Origin of the sequence: Marisediminicola sp. LYQ85 (assembly GCF_046600695.1) — a bacterium.
Taxonomy (GTDB): Bacteria; Actinomycetota; Actinomycetes; order Actinomycetales; family Microbacteriaceae; genus Marisediminicola.
Map to the genome: position 1 here is coordinate 504820 of NZ_JBKIWO010000002.1, position 17464 is coordinate 522283.

At 69.2% G+C, this 17464-nt stretch carries 15 protein-coding genes; 10 read left to right on the forward strand and 5 right to left on the reverse strand.

From position 1 onward, the window contains the following. Positions 1-67 precede the first annotated feature (67 nt). From ACLHG5_RS10745 to ACLHG5_RS10755, 3 genes are all read left to right on the forward strand, one after another. Positions 68-1714 carry an ABC transporter permease subunit gene (locus tag ACLHG5_RS10745; RefSeq protein WP_411318792.1) on the forward strand — a complete coding sequence of 549 codons (1647 nt, stop codon included), beginning with the start codon at positions 68-70 and terminating at the stop codon, positions 1712-1714. Further along, entirely contained in the window at positions 1711-2595 is an 885-nt protein-coding gene (locus ACLHG5_RS10750; protein ID WP_411318793.1) for a sugar ABC transporter permease, read from the forward strand. Before ACLHG5_RS10745 ends, ACLHG5_RS10750 begins: the two co-directional genes overlap by 4 nt. 120 nt (positions 2596-2715) lie before the next feature. Beyond that, on the forward strand, positions 2716-5373 hold the full coding sequence (locus ACLHG5_RS10755; protein ID WP_411318794.1) for a glycosyl hydrolase 53 family protein: 2658 nt from the start codon (positions 2716-2718) through the stop codon (positions 5371-5373). A 124-nt stretch (positions 5374-5497) separates the two neighbouring features. Here the strand turns inward: ACLHG5_RS10755 and aztA are convergent, their stop codons facing one another. Beyond that, positions 5498-6271, reverse strand: coding sequence for a zinc ABC transporter ATP-binding protein AztA (aztA, locus tag ACLHG5_RS10760; protein ID WP_411318796.1), 774 nt, complete (start codon positions 6269-6271; stop codon positions 5498-5500). Positions 6272-6324: 53 nt separating this feature from the next. Here aztA and aztB point away from each other — a divergent pair, with 53 nt between their 5' ends. From aztB to aztD, 4 genes are read left to right on the forward strand one after another with little or no spacing between them, the layout of a single operon-like run. Beyond that, positions 6325-7212 (forward strand): zinc ABC transporter permease AztB, encoded by an 888-nt coding sequence (aztB, locus tag ACLHG5_RS10765; RefSeq protein WP_411318798.1) that lies wholly within the window; start codon positions 6325-6327, stop codon positions 7210-7212. Next, positions 7212-8498, forward strand: coding sequence for an ABC transporter (locus ACLHG5_RS10770; RefSeq protein ID WP_411318801.1), 1287 nt, complete (start codon positions 7212-7214; stop codon positions 8496-8498). The genes aztB and ACLHG5_RS10770 overlap by 1 nt, the downstream gene beginning before the upstream one ends. Next, positions 8495-9409: a zinc ABC transporter substrate-binding protein AztC gene (gene aztC / locus ACLHG5_RS10775; protein ID WP_411318804.1), complete on the forward strand. Its 915-nt coding sequence runs from the start codon at positions 8495-8497 to the stop codon at positions 9407-9409. The genes ACLHG5_RS10770 and aztC overlap by 4 nt, the downstream gene beginning before the upstream one ends. A 31-nt stretch (positions 9410-9440) precedes the next feature. Then, on the forward strand, positions 9441-10670 hold the full coding sequence (gene aztD, locus ACLHG5_RS10780) for a zinc metallochaperone AztD (RefSeq protein WP_411318808.1): 1230 nt from the start codon (positions 9441-9443) through the stop codon (positions 10668-10670). A gap of 48 nt (positions 10671-10718) precedes the next feature. On the opposite strand, the gene ACLHG5_RS10785 is transcribed toward aztD, so the two are convergent. After that, a complete protein-coding gene (locus ACLHG5_RS10785; RefSeq protein WP_411316706.1) occupies positions 10719-11210 on the reverse strand; it encodes an Lrp/AsnC family transcriptional regulator in 492 nt (163 codons plus the stop codon). A gap of 120 nt (positions 11211-11330) precedes the next feature. Here ACLHG5_RS10785 and ald point away from each other — a divergent pair, with 120 nt between their 5' ends. Together ald and ACLHG5_RS10795 are read left to right on the forward strand one after the other, a co-directional pair. Continuing rightward, positions 11331-12428, forward strand: a complete 1098-nt coding sequence (gene ald, locus ACLHG5_RS10790; RefSeq protein ID WP_411318810.1) for an alanine dehydrogenase — start codon at positions 11331-11333, stop codon at positions 12426-12428. Between the two features lie 144 nt (positions 12429-12572). Further along, positions 12573-13256, forward strand: coding sequence for a DUF1349 domain-containing protein (locus tag ACLHG5_RS10795; protein ID WP_411318811.1), 684 nt, complete (start codon positions 12573-12575; stop codon positions 13254-13256). Between the two features lie 79 nt (positions 13257-13335). Here ACLHG5_RS10795 and ACLHG5_RS10800 read toward each other — a convergent pair whose 3' ends face one another. The 3 genes from ACLHG5_RS10800 to ACLHG5_RS10810 are packed head-to-tail and all read right to left on the reverse strand — an operon-like array spanning position 13336 to position 16270. Beyond that, positions 13336-15036, reverse strand: a complete 1701-nt coding sequence (locus ACLHG5_RS10800; protein ID WP_411318813.1) for a DHA2 family efflux MFS transporter permease subunit — start codon at positions 15034-15036, stop codon at positions 13336-13338. Then, positions 15033-15665 carry a TetR family transcriptional regulator gene (locus ACLHG5_RS10805; RefSeq protein WP_411318814.1) on the reverse strand — a complete coding sequence of 211 codons (633 nt, stop codon included), beginning with the start codon at positions 15663-15665 and terminating at the stop codon, positions 15033-15035. Before ACLHG5_RS10805 ends, ACLHG5_RS10800 begins: the two co-directional genes overlap by 4 nt. 50 nt (positions 15666-15715) lie before the next feature. Beyond that, positions 15716-16270, reverse strand: a complete 555-nt coding sequence (locus tag ACLHG5_RS10810) for a TetR/AcrR family transcriptional regulator (RefSeq protein ID WP_411318815.1) — start codon at positions 16268-16270, stop codon at positions 15716-15718. Between the two features lie 72 nt (positions 16271-16342). Between ACLHG5_RS10810 and ACLHG5_RS10815 the strand changes: the two genes are divergently transcribed. After that, positions 16343-17434 (forward strand): SDR family NAD(P)-dependent oxidoreductase, encoded by a 1092-nt coding sequence (locus ACLHG5_RS10815; RefSeq protein ID WP_411318816.1) that lies wholly within the window; start codon positions 16343-16345, stop codon positions 17432-17434. The last annotated feature ends 30 nt before the right edge of the window (positions 17435-17464 follow it).

Below are 17464 nucleotides of genomic sequence, written 5' to 3' on the forward strand. Positions count from 1 at the left end.
GGCCCCTCCCCGCACGACCCGGCCCCATCTCACCCACTCCAGTTGAGCCCGACGAGAGGTTCTCCGCATGACAATGAACTCGGCGAAACCGCTGACCGAGGTCGCGAACGAGGCAGTCGAACCGCCGCCCCGCGGCGGTCGACCCCGCGAAGCGCACTCACGTCAGTGGCGCGGGGCGGGCTGGGGCTTCCTCGTGAAGCTCCTCATCATGGCGATCGTCAACGCCCTCGGCGTCATGACGGTGCTCTCGGCCTTCGCGGCCGAATCCTGGGTCGTGCTCGGGGTGGCGGCGGGCCTCGTCATCGTCGCCGACATCGTCTACTTCACCAAGCGCGCGCTGCCCCTCAAATACCTGCTGCCGGGGCTCGCCTTCCTCGCCGTGTTCCAGATCTTCATCTTCGGCTACACCGCCTACATCGCGTTCACGAACTACGGGAGCGGGCACGCCGGAACCCAGCAGCAAGCGGTCGAAGCCACCCTCATCCAGGGCGAACGCCGCGTCGACAGCTCCCCCACCTATCCGATGGCCGTCGTCGAACGGCTCGGCGAGCTCGGGCTCGCGATCGCCGACGACACGGGCGGCGTGCAGGTCGGCTCGGCCGAGAGCGGGCTCGCCGCGGTCGACGGCGCGACCCTCGGGTCGTCGGGCGCACCCACGGAGGTGCCCGGATGGTCGGTCATCCCCCGAGCCCAACTCCTCACCGACACGGCACTGCAGCAGGAGGTCGCCGAGCTGCGCGTTCCGGTCTCCGACGACCCCAACGACGGATCGGTCCGCACTCGCGACGGCACCACGGGTGCCGTCTACACCTCGACCCTCGTGTGGGACGAAGCGGGGCAGACCATCAGCGACACCGCGTCTGGCACCGTCTACACCGCCACCGAGGATGGCCGCTTCGTCGCCGACGACGGAACCGAACTCCCCACCGGGTGGTACGTCAACGTCGGCTTCGACAACTTCCTGCGCCTCTTCGCCAACGCCGACCTCGCACAGCCCCTCCTCATGGTCACGGGCTGGACGTTCGCCTTCGCGATCCTCTCGGTCGGCATCAGCTTCGCGATCGGGCTCCTCGTCGCCCTCGTCTTCAACGACCCCCGGGTGCGCGCGCGCAAGTTCCTCCGCACCCTCTTCATCCTCCCGTACGCGTTCCCGGCGTTCATGTCGGCGCTGCTCTTCCGCGGCATGTTCAACCCCGAGTTCGGTGTCATCAACGACCTCTTCTTCTTCGGCGCCGACATCAACTGGCTCGGTGATCCGTGGCTCGCGCGCATGGCGGTGCTGTGGGTCAACGTGTGGTTGAGCTATCCGTACTGGTTCCTCGTGTGCACGGGGGCCCTGCAAGCACTCCCGGGCGACACCCTCGAGGCCGCGTCGATCGACGGCGCCGGCCGAGGTCGGGTTCTCAGGTCGATCATCCTGCCGCTCCTGCTCGTCGCGACGGCACCCCTCGCAATCGCCTCGTTCGCCTTCAGTTTCAACAACTTCACCGTCATCTACATGTTCAACAACGGGGGGCCCGCGATACCGGGGGCACCGTATGCACTCGGGTCGACCGACATCCTCATCTCGGCCATCTACGACATCTCGGGAGTCTCGGGCGGTGCCGCCGACTACGGCCTCGCGAGCGCGCTCTCGATCGTCGTCTTCGTCGTGATCGGCATCATCTCCGCGATCGCCTTCCGCCAGACCCACAAGCTCGAGGAGTTCCAGTGAGCACCACAGTCGCCAGACCGGACCGCGCAGCCGCCCGCCGGCGTCGCTACCTCCTCGACGTCGGGTGGAAGTATCCCGTCGCGATCCTCGTGATCGTCTACGCGACGTTCCCGCTGCTCTACGTCGTGTCGGCCTCGCTCAACCCGCGCGGCAGTCTCGCGGGCAGCTCGTCACTGTTCAGCGCGATCGACTTCACCAACTTCGCAGCACTCGGCGACACGACCTACTGGACGTGGGCGAGCAACACCCTGCTCATCGGCGGCATCTCGTCGATCGGTGCCGTGATCATGGGGGCTGCGGCCGCCTACGCGTTCTCGCGGTTCCGTTTCTCGGGGCGACGCGCGAGCCTCACGGGCCTTCTCATCATCCAGATGTTCCCCCAGGCGCTCGCGTTCGTCGCGATCTTCCTCATGCTCCTCGCGATCGGCGAGACCGTGCCCTCCCTCGGCATCAACTCGAAGCTCGCCCTCATCTGCGTGTATCTCGGCGGCGCCCTCGGCACCAACACGTTCCTCATGTACGGCTTCTTCAACACGATCCCGATCGAGATCGACGAGTCGGCACGCATCGACGGCGCGACCCACGCGCAGATCTTCTGGCGGCTCATCATGCCGCTCGTCACGCCGATCCTCGCCGTGGTGGCACTCCTCGCGTTCGTGGCCGCGTTCGGCGACTACATCCTCGCCCGCATCATCCTCGTCTCCGAAGACAACTGGACCCTCGCGGTCGGGATGTACCAGTGGGTGTCGAACCAGCTCACGTCGCGATGGGGGCTCTTCGCCGCGGGAACCGTGATCGCCGCGATCCCCGTGCTCGCGCTGTTCCTCGCGCTGCAGCGCTACATCGTCGGCGGGCTCACCGCCGGCTCGGTCAAGGGATAACGGATGCCTCCGGCCTCACCATCAGCGGAGAACACCGTGTGACACCCCTCCCGCGCCGACCGGTGCGGGAGACGTGCGCGGCACGCGTCGCGCCGACGAACAGGACGAACAATGCAGACAGTGTGGTCTCGCCGAGTGTCGGGGGGTGCCAGTGTCAGAGCCGGCGCGACCCTCGCCGCTGCGGCTCTCGTGCTCGGAGCACTCGCGGTTCCCGCCGCCAGTGTCGCCGCCCCGAAGAACGGCGACGGCGGTGGGGCTGACGGCGGCGCTTCCGCTGACGGCCCCGTGGAGGCGGGCATCGTCGTCGACGCCGTCGACGGCCTCGCCGACGACTTCATCAACGGCGTGGATGTCTCTTCGGTCGTCGCCCTAGAACGCTCGGGTGTCGTCTTCCGCGACGCGAGCGGCGACCCGACCGACCTCTTCGAGTTGCTCGCCGACTCCGACGTGACCGACGTGCGCGTGAGGGTGTGGAACGACCCGTACGACAGCGAGGGCAACGGCTACGGTGGCGGCGACAACGACGTCGACACCGCGATCGAGATCGGCGAGCGCGCGACCGCGGCCGGCTTGCGCGTGCTCGTCGACTTCCACTACTCCGACTTCTGGGCCGACCCCGCCAAACAGCAGGCCCCGAAAGCGTGGGAGGGTTTGACCGCCGCAGAGAAAGCGGACGCGACCGGCGACTTCACCACCGACGCCCTCGAGCGCATGGATGCCGCGGGCGTAGATGTGCGCATGGTGCAAGTGGGTAACGAGACCAACGGGGCGGTCGCGGGCGAGACGAACTGGGACGCCATGGCGGGGATCTTTTCGGCGGGCTCGGCCGCGGTGCGGGAGGTCTACCCCGAAGCACTCGTGGCCGTGCACTTCACCAACCCCGAGATATCCGGCCGCTACGCCGGTTACGCCGCGAATCTCGACTCGCGCGACGTCGACTACGACGTCTTCGCGTCGTCGTACTACCCGTTCTGGCACGGCACCCTCGACAACCTCACGAGCGTGCTGACCGATGTCGCCGAGACCTACGACAAACAGGTTATGGTCGCCGAGACCTCGTGGGCCTACACGCTCGACGACGGGGACGGTCACGGCAACGTCGTCGACCTCCCGTCGGAGGCGACGCAGTATCCCGTGAGCGTGCAGGGGCAGGCCACAGCCGTTCGCGACGTCATGCAAGCGGTCACGGATGTCGGCGACGCGGGGATAGGCGTCTACTACTGGGAGCCGGCCTGGCTGCCCGTCGGTCCCCCCGAGCAGGTCGAGCAGAACCGTGTTCTGTGGGAGCGCGACGGCTCGGGCTGGGCGTCGAGTTTCGCGGGAGAGTACGACCCCGACGACGCAGGCGAGTGGTTCGGCGGGTCGGCGTGGGACAACCAGGCGCTCTTCGCCCACGACGGCACCGCTCTCGAGAGCCTCAACGTGTTCTCCTACGCCCGCACGGGCGCCGTGGCCCCGCGCGCGGTGGAATCGGTCGAGACCGTGTCGATCTCGGTCGACGAGGGCACGACGGTGGCGCTGCCCGAGACCGTCACGGTGACCTACAACGACGGGTCGACCGAGGAGCAGACCGTGACCTGGGGCGACACCTCGGTCATCGACGGTCGCGGCGAGTACCGCATCGCGGGGGTGACGTCGGCGGGGCTCGACACCCGCGCCGACGTCGTCGTCAGCGCGATCAACCGCCTACTCAACCCGTCGTTCGAAGACGCCGACGCGAGCATGTGGCTTGCAACGGGGCCGGCACTGCGTGTCCGCGCGACCGACGACCCGCGCACCGGGTCGCGGTCTGCCCACTTCTACTCGGCCGACGCCTACGAGTTCACCCTCAGTCAGACCGTCTCCAATCTGCCCGCCGGTCGCTACGAGGCGAGCGGAGCCGTGCAGGGTGACGGCGAAGGCGACACCGGCCGGGTCGACATCAGCGTGTCGACGAGTGGCGGTGCGAGCGAGAGCGCGGCCTTCGAGCTCAACGGCTGGCGCAACTGGTCGACCCCGACCACCGGCGCCGTGACGGTTGCGGAAGGCGAGACGGTCACCGTGACGGTGAGCGGATCCCTTCCCGCTGCCGCCTGGGGATCGATCGACGATCTCTCCCTCGTGAGCCTCCCTGCTCCGGATGTCGAGCCGGAGCCTGAGCCTGAGCCTGAGCCTGAGCCTGAGCCTGAGCCTGAGCCTGAGCCGATCGTCGATGATGCTGTCGCCGCTCCCGCCCGCGGAACGCTGACACACAACAACGGCTGGGACACCGGGCTCCACGACGGGTCGTTCACCGTGAGCATGAACATGTGGTGGGGCGAGAACGCCTCGGTGCTGCGCGTGTTCGAGAACGGCGACCTGATCGACACGGTCGCTCTCGACTACGACGGGGTCCGCGCGCAGCGCGCGGCGATCGACGTGACCGGCAAGCCGAACGGCTCCTACACCTACACCGCGGAGCTCGAAAACTCGAAGGGGGTCACCGAGCTCGCCCCGCTCACGGTGCGAGTCACGGATTCGAACCCCGGGACGCCCAGACTCTCGCACGACAACAACGACCGCGACGGCGACTACACCGTGACCGCGTCGATGTGGTGGGGCACGAACGCCAGCTCGTATCGCGTGCTCGAGAACGGTGTCGTCGTCGACGAGGGCGACCTCGCGGCCGCGACCCCCGGAGCGCAGATCGTGCGCGTGCCGCTCACCGATCGCCCGCGGGGCACCCACGAGTACGTCGTCGAGTTCGAGAACGCGGCGGGAAGCACGGCGAGCGCTCCCCTGCGCGTGACGGTGCGGTAGACCGGCGCCTATCCGGGGACGCATCACGCGCACGTCCCCGCGCGGGTTTCGGAGCGCGAAGTAGGAGCCGGCAGCAGACACGCCGGGAACGCGGATGCTCGCGCGGCGCGTCGAACGCCGGCTCCTACTCGCGGCCCGCCGCCGCGACATCCGCGACCCGGCCCCCCTCGAGCCGCACGACGCGATGCGCGAGTGCCGCAGCATCCGCATCGTGGGTCACGAGGCACACTCCGGCTCCCCTCCCCGCTGCCGCGCGCACGGCGCTCCCGACGGCGGCGCGTGTCTCGGCATCGAGGGCGGTCATCGGTTCGTCGAGAAGCAGGAGGTCGGCGCGGCGCGCGAGGCCCTGCGCCACGAACGCCCGCTGCCGCTGCCCGCCCGAGACCTCGATCATCGACCGGGAGCGGATGCCTGCGAGCCCGAGGTCGCGGATGCTCTCGTCGACGATGGCGCGATCGCGCCTGCCGAGCGGTCGCCAGAGGCCCGCCGACGGCCACCGCCCCATCGCGACGACCTCCTCGACCGTGAGCGGCAGCGTCTCGGGAACGGGGGTGGCTTGGAACACGACGGCGACGCGCGATCCGGCAGGTCGGACGAGGGTTCCCGAGCGAGGCTGCTCGAGGCCCGCGATGAGTGACAGGAGCGTCGATTTGCCCGATCCGTTCGCCCCCGTGAGCGCCACGATCTCCCCGGGGAGCACCGTGAGGTCGACACCGTGCAGCACGCCGACGCCCCCGTAATCGAAGGTCAGCCCGGTCGCATGAACGAGGGCAGTGGCGCGATCGCTGGGGGCACAGGGCGCACGAAGCCCATGGAAAGCGTCGCGATCACCGAGCGCCCCACCGCCGCTCGCGGGGTCGACGGTTCGATCGACGGGTGGTGATTCTGCGGACTGCATGACGGCATCGTACCTACTGATAACGATTCTCAACATCGTGTACGGTGTCCGACGTGCTGTGGATCATCGAGCCGTTTCAGACGGACTTCATGCTGCGAGCGCTCCTCGGCGGAGCGCTCGCCGCCGTGCTGTGCGCGCTCGTCGGCACGTGGGTCGTCGTGCGGGGCATGGCGTTCCTCGGTGAGGCCATGGCGCACGGGATGCTCCCCGGGGTCGCGCTCGCGACCCTCCTCGGCCTGCCCGTTCTGCTCGGCGCCGCCGTGAGCGCGACCGCGATGGCGATCGGAATCGGCGCGGTGCAGCGTCGCGGGCGCCTCTCCGCCGACACGAGCATCGGTCTACTCTTCGTCGCGAGCCTCGCGGCCGGTGTCATCATCATCTCGGCCTCGCGCAGCTTCGCGACGGATGCCACGGCGATCCTCTTCGGCGACGTGCTCGCCATCACGCCCGCCGACCTCGTCGCGCTCACCCTCGCGCTCGGCGTCGCGCTCGTCGCCATCGTCGTGTTCCACCGCGCGTTCGTCGCGCTCACCCTCGACCCGCGTCAGGCGCGGGTGCTCGGCATGCACCCGCGGGCCGCTCAGGTCGTGCTCGTCGGTCTCGTCACCCTCGCGGTCGTCGCCGCCTACCAGTCGGTCGGCTCGCTGCTCGTGGTCGGCATGCTCCTCGGCCCGGTCGTCGCGGCGGGCCGCTGGACGCGGCGCATCCACTCGACCATGGCGATCGCCGCGCTCATCGGGGTGGCCTGCGTCGTCATCGGCCTCACCGTCTCCTGGCATGTCGGAACAGCCGCCGGCGCGTCGATCGCGGCGACCGCGATCGCCGCCGCCGCGCTCTCGGCTCTCGTGCGCGCCGTCTCCGACACCCGCCGCTCGGCGCGACTGAGCATGCCCTCCCCCGATCTCCGTTCCCGCGCTCTATCCCCAGAAAGCACCTCCTGATGTCCCGTCCCCCTCACCGCTCCCCGCATCGCGCGGCATTCGCTCCCGCCGCGATCGCCCTCACCCTGCTGACCGCGACCGCACTCGCGGGCTGCGCCGACGCCGACCCGTCGGGATCCCCCGCCCCGACAGCATCCGATGGGGTGACCGGCGACGGTCACGGTGCGATCGCGGGCGCCCAGGAGGTCGCCGAACCGCCGCTCCACCTGCTGACCGTCGGCGACGACGGCACCGTGCAGCAGCTCGATCTGCTCGACGAGTCGGTCGACGAGCTCGGCTCCCTCGACGGCGTCACGAGCACGGCGACCGACGGCCGCTTCCTCTTCGCCGCCTCGTCGAGCGCGGGAACCGTGGATGTCGTCGACAGCGGCTACTGGACGCGGAGCCACATCGACCACTTCCACTACTACCGCGGCACCCCGCGGGAGGTCGGCACCCTCGAGAGCGACGGCGGGGGCGAGGCGACCTTCTCGCCGGGAACGGCGACGACGGGCGTGTTCTTCACCGGGTCGGGTGAGGCCGTGCTCCTCGAGACCGCCGGCCTCGCCGACGGCGACATGACCGAGCGCCTCCGCGTCGAGACGACGCCCCACACCGGTCTCATCGCGGGCGTCGGCACGGGCTCCCTCGTCACCCGGGCCGACGCCGAAGGCGAGAGCGCGAACCACGTCGATCTTCTCGACGCCGACGGCGAGACGATCGAGTCGATCGACTGCACCGCCGCGAGCGGATCCATCGAGACCGTCGTCGGCACGGTGGTCGGATGCGCCGACGGCGCGGTGCTCGCCCTCCCCACCGACGACGGCGTCGCCGACCTGACCCGCATCGACCACCCCGACGGCACGACGGCACCCGCCGCGACCTCCTTCGCCAATCGCGAGGGCCGCCCCTCCGTCGCGGGACTCGCCGGGCCGACCTCGTTCTGGATGCTCGACACACGGGAGCAGTCGTGGAAACTCATCGACGCCGAGACTCCCCTGCAGCAGGTGACCGCGGTCGACGATGCCGACGGCCACGTGCTCGCACTCACCGACGACGGACGAGTGCTCGTGCTGAGCGGCGAGCGCGGCGAGATCCTCTCGGAGACCGCGCCGCTGCTCGACGAGACGACCGCCGACCCGAGCCTCCTCGCCGGAGCGACGCTCGTCGCCGACCAGCAACGCGCCTACCTCAACGGCCCCGCCGAGAACCTGATCTACGAGATCGACTTCGCCGACGACGCCCGCGTCTCGCGCACCTTCGAGACTGACCGGGCACCGCTCTTCCTCGCGGAGACCGGGCGATGAGGGCCGCACGGTTCGCCGCAGCATCCGTCACCCTCGCTCTCACTGCGGGCATGACGGGGTGCTCGACCGAGTCCGACGACCGGCCGCTCATCGTCGTCACGACCAACATCCTCGGCGACATCGTGCAGGAGGTCGCGGCAGACGAGTTCGAGGTCGTGACCCTCATGCCGCCCGGCGCCGACCCGCACTCCTTCGAGATCAGCGCGCAAGAGGCCGCGCGGATGCGCGCCGCCGACCTCCTCGTGTCGAACGGCTTGGGGCTCGAAGAGGGCCTCGCGCAGCACCTCGACACCGCGGCATCCGAGGGTGTCGAACTCTTCGTCGCGGGCGACAACCTCGAGGCGATCGCCTACTCCGACGAGTCGGCGAACGGCGCACTCGACCCGCACGTCTGGACCGACCCCGAGCGCGTCGTCGACATCGTCGATGCCCTCACACCCGTGCTCGCCGACATCGAGGGAGCGGATGCCGCAACCCTCGCAGAGTCGTCGGAGAACTACCTCGCCGAGATCGCCGAACTCGACGCCGAGATGACCGAGGCGTTCGCGAGCATCCCCGACGACCGCCGAGCCCTCGTGACCAACCATCACGTCTTCGGCTACCTCGCCGAGCGATTCGACTTCCGGATCGTCGGGGCGGTGGTCCCGGGCGGCACGACTCTCGCCGCACCGAGTGCCTCCGACCTGCGCGACCTCGTCGCCGCGATCGACGAGGCGGGTGTGCCGACGATCTTCGCCGAATCGTCGCAGCCGGATCGTCTCGTGCAAGTGCTCGCGAGCGAAGCCGATCGCGACGTCGCCGTCACCGAACTCGTGACCGAATCGCTCACGACCCCCGACGAGGGAGCAGACAGCTACCTCTCCATGATGCGCATCAATACCGAGCGCATCGCCACCGGACTCTCGCTCTGAGCGTCCCCAGAAAATAGAAGAAACAGAACCCATGAGAAAACGCACCATGTCGAAGGCCGCGATTCCCGTCGCCGTCTTCGCGGCATCCGCTCTTCTGCTCGGCGGATGCTCGACCTCGAGCTCCTCGTCGAGCGACGACGCGGCGAGCGCCCCGGCGGCGAACGCGCAGCCCCGCGTCGCCGTGACCTACGAGGGCGGTGTCGCCGTGCTCGACGGCACGACCCTCGAGGTCGTCGACGAGTTCTCGACCGAGGAGTTCACCCGCGTGAACCCCGCGGGCGACGGACGCCACGTCTTCGTGACCATGTCGGAGGGCTTCCAGCTGCTCGACACCGGCACGTGGACCGATGAGTCGGGCGCGGCGCAAACCGCCGACCCCGAGCTCACCGACCTCATCTTCGAGGCCGACACCGCGGGCCACGTCGTGCGTCACGGCGGCAAGACCGTGCTCTACGCCGACGGCACGAGCGACACGACCATCATCGAGACCGCCGACCTGCTGACCCTCGACGGCGACCTGCCCGAGACGGAGGTCGTCGAGGCCCCGGACGCCCACCACGGCGTCTCGATCGTTCTCGACGACGGCACGTTGCTCACCACGATCGGTGACTCCGAGGGTCGCAGCGGCGTGCGCGTTCTCGACGCCGACCGCGAGGAGATCGCCTCGAACGAGGAGTGCCCGGGTGTTCACGGTGAAGGAACCGCGATGAACGAGGCCGTCGTGTTCGGGTGCGAAGACGGCGCGCTCGTCTACAGCGACGGCGAGATCACCAAGCTCACCGCACCCGACAGCTACGGACGCATGGGCAACGCCTTCGTGACCGACACGAGCCCCATCGTGCTCGGCGACTACAAGAGCGACCCCGACCTCGAGGGCTACCTGCTGTCTGCGGTCGCGCTCATCGACACCGAGGCGATGACCCTCCAGGTCGTCGACCTGCCCGAGGGTGTGGAGTACACCTTCCGCGACCTGGGTCGCACCCCGGACGACGACGCGCTCATCCTCTCGGCCGACGGCTCGCTCTACGTCATGGACGTCGAGACCGGCGAGATCACCGACGAGTTCCCCGTCGTCGAGGCGTGGGAGGGACCCGTCGAGTGGCAAGACGCGCACCCCGCGCTCACGGTCAACGGATCGGTCGCCTACGTGACCGAGCCGGCCACCGACTCGGTGCACGCTGTCGACCTCGAGACGGGCGAGATCACCTCGACGGGTGAGCTCGACGGCGCACCCGTCGAGATCGCGGTCGCGGCCGGGTAGTCGCCGCCCGCGAGTGCCGACGTCACATCCGCACCCGGCCCGCCGACGTCACATCCGCCGCGGCACGTGGTGCTCGAACACGAGGCTCGTGCGCGTGAACGACACCGAAGGGTGGGCAGACAGGTGATCGACGACGAACTGACGGATGTGGTCGCTGTCGCGGGTCGCGACGTGCACGATGAAATCCTCCGAACCGCCGAGGAAGAACACCTGCACGACCTCCGGCAGCGCCCGCATCTCGTCGGAGAACGACGCGATGGCTTTGCGGGCCCCCGAGCGGATGCCGACGCTGATGAGCGCCTCGAGCGTGAGGCCGAGCGCCCCCGGGTCGACGTCGGCGTGGAAACCGCGCACGACGCCGCGATCGACGAGCGACCGCACGCGCGTGAGGCACGTGCTCGGCGCGATGCCCGCGAGTTCGGCGAGACGCGCGTTCGAGGTGCGCGCGTCGGCCTGCAGGGCAGACACGAGCACGAGGTCGATCTCGTCGAGGGGGCGAACAATGTTCGCTTGGCCGCCCACGGAAGGATGGTTCGTCATCGAATCCGATGATATCGAGGCCGTGAGCAGAATTTTCAATCAAAGAAACCCCGGCGAAACGAATATCTCGGATGCTTGACCCAGATATCTCCCCGCAGTCCCCGCGAGAACGGAACGGCAATGCTCATCGGCGTCCCCACCGAGGTCAAGAACAACGAGCGCCGCGTGGCACTCACCCCCGCCGGAGTGCACGAGCTGGTGCGTCGAGGGCACAGTGTCAGCATCCAGAGCGGCGCAGGCCTCGGCGCTGGCGTGACCGATCTCGACTACCGCGACGAGGGCGCGACGATCGTCGAGACCGCCGAGGAGGTGTGGGCGAGCGCCGACCTCCTGCTCAAAGTGAAGGAGCCGATCGCCTCCGAATACCCCCTCCTGCGGTCGGGCCAAGTGCTCTTCACCTACCTGCACCTCGCCGCCTCGCGCGCGTGCACCGATGCCCTGCTCGCCTCGGGCACGACATCCATCGCCTATGAAACCGTGCAACTGCCCGACCGCAGCCTCCCGCTGCTCTCCCCCATGAGCGAGGTCGCCGGCCGACTCGCGGCGCAGGTCGGCGCGTACCACCTCATGAGCCCGCACGGCGGGGGCGGCAAACTCATGGGCGGGGTGCCGGGCACCGCGAGAGCGAAGGTCGTCGTGATCGGGGGCGGTGTCGCGGGGGAACACGCGGCCGCGAACGCCCGCGGAATGGGGGCCGACGTCACGGTCGTCGACCTCTCGATCCCCCGACTCCGCCAGCTCGCGAGCCTCTACCCCGGGCTCGGCACGGCGGTCTCGACGCGCTACGCGATCACCGAGCTCGTGCGCGACGCCGACCTCGTGATCGGGTCGGTGCTCATTCCCGGCGCAGCCGCCCCCAAGCTCGTGACCGACGAGATGATCGCCGCGATGAGGCCCGGGAGCGTGCTCGTCGACATCGCGATCGATCAGGGCGGATGCTTCGAGGGCAGCCGGCCGACGACGCACGACGACCCGACGTTCCGCGTGCACGACACGATCTTCTACTGCGTCGCCAACATGCCCGGCGCCGTGGCGCAGACATCCACTCACGCGCTCACCAACGCGACCCTGCCCTACGTGGTGCGCATCGCGGATGCCGGTTGGCTCGACGCCGTCGACGCCGACCCCGCCCTCGCCGCCGGGCTCAGCACCCACGAGGGCGGGCTCTACAACCGCGAGGTCGCGACGGCCCTCGGCTACCCCCTCGCGTCTCGCTAGCCTCCGCCGCCCACTCCCCGCCCCCCAAAGTACGCAGTTTCCGCGAGCGAACGTCGGATCCCACCGACCCTCGCGGAAATTGCGTACATTCGGGAGGGCGGGACTGCGGATGACCGCTCCCGCCCCTCGAGCGCAAAGGACACGATGAGCGACACAGTGACCGTTCCCGGCATCCCGTTCGACCTCGCGCCCTCCGACGACACCCCGTGGACCGTCGACGACCGCACCGTGACGGTGCACGCGATCGCGCACAGCGACATCTTCGTCGACCCCGGCGGCGGCACCCAGGCGAACGCCGAAACCCAGCTCAACGCCGCGACCCTCCTCGGCGACCCAGCCGCCGGCGATTTCCAGTTCAGCGCTCGCGTGAGTGTCGGCTTCGTCGACACCTTCGACGCCGGCGTGCTGCTGCTGTGGTTCGACGAACACCACTGGGGCAAGCTGTGCTTCGAGTTCTCCCCCGACCGCGAACCGATGGTCGTCTCCGTCGTCGCCCGCGGGGTCGCCGACGATGCGAACGCGTTCGTCGTCGACCGCGCCGACACCGTGAGCACGCCCGCGAGCGAAACTGCGACCGAGCACGCCGCCGGCCCCGACTTCGTCTGGTTGCGCGTCTCCCGCGTCGGCACCGTGTTCAGCTACCACGCGTCGCTCGACGGCGAGCGCTGGCGACTCGTGCGGGCCTTCGCGCTCGACGCACCCGAGCCGAGCGCAACCGTGCGGCTCGGATTCGAAGCACAGTCGCCCGTCGGCGAGGGATGCGTCGTGACGTTCAGCGACGTCTCGTTCGCCTCGACGACCCTCACCGACATCCGCGACGGATCCTAACTAACCGACCGCCGTCTCCTAGCCCGACTTGCCCGCGCCGGGCCTGGGCCCGGGCCCGCGAACTAGCGCCTCGCCGGCCTCAGCCCCGCGCCGAGTCACCCTCGTTTCCGCGAGGGTGCGCCGGATCCGGCGTACCCTCGCGGAAATTGCGTACAGAGGAGGGGGCGGGTGCGCGCTGGGCCGACTCGAGGGCCTCCGCCTCGGCGCCGCCGACGGCTTCGCCGCGCGCGACGAGCCCCGCGACATCCGACAGCGGGATCTGCTTGAGGAAGAGCGCGAGAACGAACGAGATGGCGATGAACGGCAGCAGGTACCAGAACACCGGGGCGAGGGCATCCGCGTAGGCCGCGACCACTCCCTCGCGAATGGCGTCGGGCAGGGCGTTCAACACGGCGGGATCGAGGGTGGATGTCGCGGCGGCCGCGTCGGCCGAGCTCGCCCCCGCCTCGGTGAAGACCCCCGTGAGGTTCGAGGTGAGCCTGTTCGTGAAGATCGTGCCGAACACCGCGACACCGAGTGCCGCACCCACCTCGCGGAAGTAGTTGTTCGTGCTCGTCGCGGTGCCGAGCTGCGAGGCGTCGACCGAGTTCTGCACGACGAGCACGACGACTTGCATGATGAGCCCGAGTCCGGCGCCGAAGAAGAACAGGAACACGCAGATGAGCCAGATCGGCGTCTCGGCCGTGAGGGTCGTCATGGCGACCATCGCCGCCGCCGTGAGCAGTGTGCCGACGATGGGGTAGATCTTGTACTTGCCCGTGCGGGTGATGAGGATTCCCGACGCGATCGATGTGCCGATGAGTCCGGCCATCATCGGGAGCATGAGGAGTCCGGATGCCGCGGCCGACGTGCCCGACGACATCTGCAGGAACGTGGGCACGAACGCGATGGCCGAGAACATTCCGAGTCCGAGGGTGAGGCCGATGGCGGTCGCGTTCACGAAGATCGGGTTGCGGAACAGCGAGAGCGGGATGATCGGATCTTTCGCCTTCGTCTCGACGACGATGAACAGAGCGACCGCGACGACGAGTCCGGCTCCGAAGAGCCAGGTCTCGATCGCGTCCCAGCCGTGCGACTGGTTGCCTCCGAAGTCGGTGAAGAAGATGAGGCACGTCGTCGCGACCGACAGCAGCGCGATGCCGAGGATGTCGATGGGATGGGTCGCGCGCTTCTTGGGCAGCTTGAGCGTGAACCATGCGACCGCGAACGCCGCGATGCCGATCGGGATGTTGATGTAGAACGCCCACTGCCAGGTGAGGTGGTCGACGAAGAACCCGCCGAGTAGCGGACCGCCGACCGCGGAGAGACCGAACACGGCGCCGAGTGGTCCGAGGTATTTGCCGCGCTCCGAGGCGGGAACGATGTCGGCGATGATCGCCTGCGACAGGATGATGAGCCCGCCGCCGCCGAGTCCCTGCATCGCGCGGAACGTCACGAGGGTGAAGAAGTCGCCCGCGAAAGCGCACCCGACCGAGGCGACGGTGAACAGCGCGATCGCGACGAGAAAGAGCGTGCGCCGGCCGAGCACGTCGCCGAGCTTGCCGTAGACGGGCATGACGATCGTCGTCGCGAGGAGGTATGCCGTTGTGAGCCAGACCTGGTGCTCGACACCCCCGAGCTGGCCGACGATCGTCGGCATCGCGGTCGACACGATGGTCTGGTCGAGGCTCGAGAGCAGCATGCCCGCGATGAGCGCGCCGAAGATGATCCAGATGCGGCGCTGGGTGAGGAGGAGCGGCCCTTCGGTCGCGGGGGTGGTGGTGCGTGTCGCGGAACTCACGAGGCTGCCTTTCGGGGAGCGGTGTTCGGGGTGACGGCGCGGAACGCGGCCAGGAGGTCGGTGATGATGTCGGCGAACTCGCGGGAGTCGGCAGGGTCGAAGAGGTGCTCGGATGCCTGGCGCAGCAGTGTCGACAGCAGCGCGACGGCGGCGAGCGCGCGCGCGTCTGTGGGCTCGACCCCCTCGCGCTGCGCGACGAAGGCCGCGACCTGACGATCGCGCTCGCGGGTGATGCCCATGAAGCGGGCGAGCAGGCGGGGTTCACGCTCGAGCGCGCTCATGAACTCGAGGTGGGTCGCGAGGTCGATCGTCGCGTTCTCGAAGTGCGCGACGACGAGGTCGACGAGGTCGTCGACGACGCCGCCCCAGCCCGATGCGCCCTTCTCGAGGAACGCTCGCGTGAGCGCCTCGAACTCCTCGTCGCTGTCGACCCCGAGCACGGCGTCGTCTTTCGACGGGAAGTAGTTGAAGAAGGTGCGGCGGGAGATGTCGACTTCGGCGCACACTTCGTCGATCGTGAAGCCGGCGAGGCCGCGATCGGCCGTGAGTCGTCGGCACGCGCTCGTGAGCGCGGCGGCGGTCTGCCGCATCCGCTCCTCGCGCCGGTTCGATGTTGCACTCGCGTCCATAAGATGCATGTTTGCACTTTGCGAGCAATGGTGCAACTACGCCCTCGGCGTCAGGGCGCGAAGGCGGCGTGGAAGAGAGACCAGGCGCGATCGCCCGTGTGCCGACGCTCGGCCTCGGGAACGCGCGCGATGAGGGCGGCGAACATCGAGATCGCGAGCACGACGTCGTCGGTCGCGGCGTCGGCACGGATGCGTCCGCTCGCGCGCTCCCGCGCAACGATGCGCTCGGTCGTCGCGGTGATGCGCGTGCGCAAGTGCTGGATGCGGCCGTCCGACCGCTCGAGCATCATGAGGTCGATGAGCGCGCTCGACACGAGGGCCTGCTCGAGGATTTCGGCGAGGTAGTCGTCGAGCGTGCTCGACTCGCGATCGACGATCACTTCGAGCGACGCGATGTTCTCGTCGAAGATCGCCGCGATGAGCGTCAATCGATCGGGAAAGTGGCGGTAGAGACTGCCCTGCCCGACCCCGGCTCGCCGCGCGATGGCGCTCAGCGGAGCATGGAACCCCTCGAGCGAGAACACCTCGCGCGCGGCCACGATGAGGGCGCGGCGGTTGTCGGGGCCCGCGCTCGGCCCGCGGTTCTTTCGAGCGGCGGTTTCCACGGGTGTAGCCTAAACCGGACAAGGTTGTCCGCATCCGCGAGCACCCTCCGCACCGCAGAAAGGATGCCGCCCATGGCCTCGTCGAACACCCCGCTCAGCGCCGACTCGTCGATCGCGACCTGGCTTGCCCACCCCGTCGGAGGGCCGATCATCCGCGACACGCTCACGAACGCCGGTCAGAGCCCGGACGCCTTGCGCCCCGTCAGCCGCTTGGCCCTCAAGCGCCTCATCAAACTGAGCAAAGGCAGTTTCTCCGCCGAGATGATCGACGACCTCGTGCGCCGCGTGGACGCGGGGGAGATCCCGGAGAGCGCCACCGGAACCACTCCCGAGCACCCGGCCGCCGACAGCGCAGCGGATGCCGCAGGTGCCGTCGATGCGCCTCCGACCGTCGAGCGCCCGGAGTGGGTCGAGCGCATCGACACCGGACGCTTCACCGGCAAGACCGTGATCGTGACCGGGGCGGGCTCCGGAATCGGCCGCGCCACCGCGTCGCGCGTCGCGCGCGAAGGCGGGCGGGTCGTCGCCGTCGACATCTCGACCGAGCGACTCGAGGAGTTCGTCGCCGAATACCCCGGCGCCGACATCGTGCCGGTCTCCGCCGACATCACGGACGACGCCGCGATCGCCCGCATCCTCGACGCCGCCGGAGGCCCGATCGATGCCCTCGCGAACGTCGCCGGCATCATGGACGACATGACCCCCGTGGGCGAGATCTCCGACGCCGTGTGGCGCCGCGTGTTCTCGATCAACGTCGACGGCACGATGAAGCTCATGCGCGCCGTCATCCCCGGAATGCTCGAGCGCGCGACGGGATCGATCGTCAACGTCGCCTCCGAGGCGGCGCTCCGCGGCTCGGCGGCGGGAGCGGCATACACCGCGTCGAAGCACGCGGTCGTCGGGCTCACTAAGAGCGGTGCGTTCATGTACGGCCCGAGCGGCCTGCGCATCAACGCCGTGGCCCCGGGACCGACCATCACCAACATCGAGGCGACCTTCGCGTCTCGACTCGGCGAGGACCGTGTTCGCGACGGCATGGCGGTCATGCCCGACCCCGTCGAGAGTGACGCGCTCGCGGCATCCATCACCTTCCTACTGAGCGACGACGGGGTCAACATCAACGGGGTCGTGCTCGCCTCCGACGGCGGGTGGTCGGCGGCCTGACCCTCCGCGGGCGCGCGCATCCGGCCCGGC

What these genes read in the sequence shown, in the direction of transcription:
- ACLHG5_RS10745 (WP_411318792.1), top strand. Translation starts at nt 68, where the DNA reads ATGACAATGAACTCGGCGAAACCGCTGACCGAGGTCGCGAACGAGGCA.
- aztA (WP_411318796.1), bottom strand. Translation starts at nt 6,271, where the DNA reads ATGCAGTCCGCAGAATCACCACCCGTCGATCGAACCGTCGACCCCGCG.
- ACLHG5_RS10770 (WP_411318801.1), top strand. Translation starts at nt 7,212, where the DNA reads ATGTCCCGTCCCCCTCACCGCTCCCCGCATCGCGCGGCATTCGCTCCC.
- aztC (WP_411318804.1), top strand. Translation starts at nt 8,495, where the DNA reads ATGAGGGCCGCACGGTTCGCCGCAGCATCCGTCACCCTCGCTCTCACT.
- aztD (WP_411318808.1), top strand. Translation starts at nt 9,441, where the DNA reads ATGAGAAAACGCACCATGTCGAAGGCCGCGATTCCCGTCGCCGTCTTC.
- ACLHG5_RS10785 (WP_411316706.1), bottom strand. Translation starts at nt 11,210, where the DNA reads ATGACGAACCATCCTTCCGTGGGCGGCCAAGCGAACATTGTTCGCCCC.
- ald (WP_411318810.1), top strand. Translation starts at nt 11,331, where the DNA reads ATGCTCATCGGCGTCCCCACCGAGGTCAAGAACAACGAGCGCCGCGTG.
- ACLHG5_RS10795 (WP_411318811.1), top strand. Translation starts at nt 12,573, where the DNA reads ATGAGCGACACAGTGACCGTTCCCGGCATCCCGTTCGACCTCGCGCCC.
- ACLHG5_RS10805 (WP_411318814.1), bottom strand. Translation starts at nt 15,665, where the DNA reads ATGGACGCGAGTGCAACATCGAACCGGCGCGAGGAGCGGATGCGGCAG.
- ACLHG5_RS10815 (WP_411318816.1), top strand. Translation starts at nt 16,343, where the DNA reads ATGGCCTCGTCGAACACCCCGCTCAGCGCCGACTCGTCGATCGCGACC.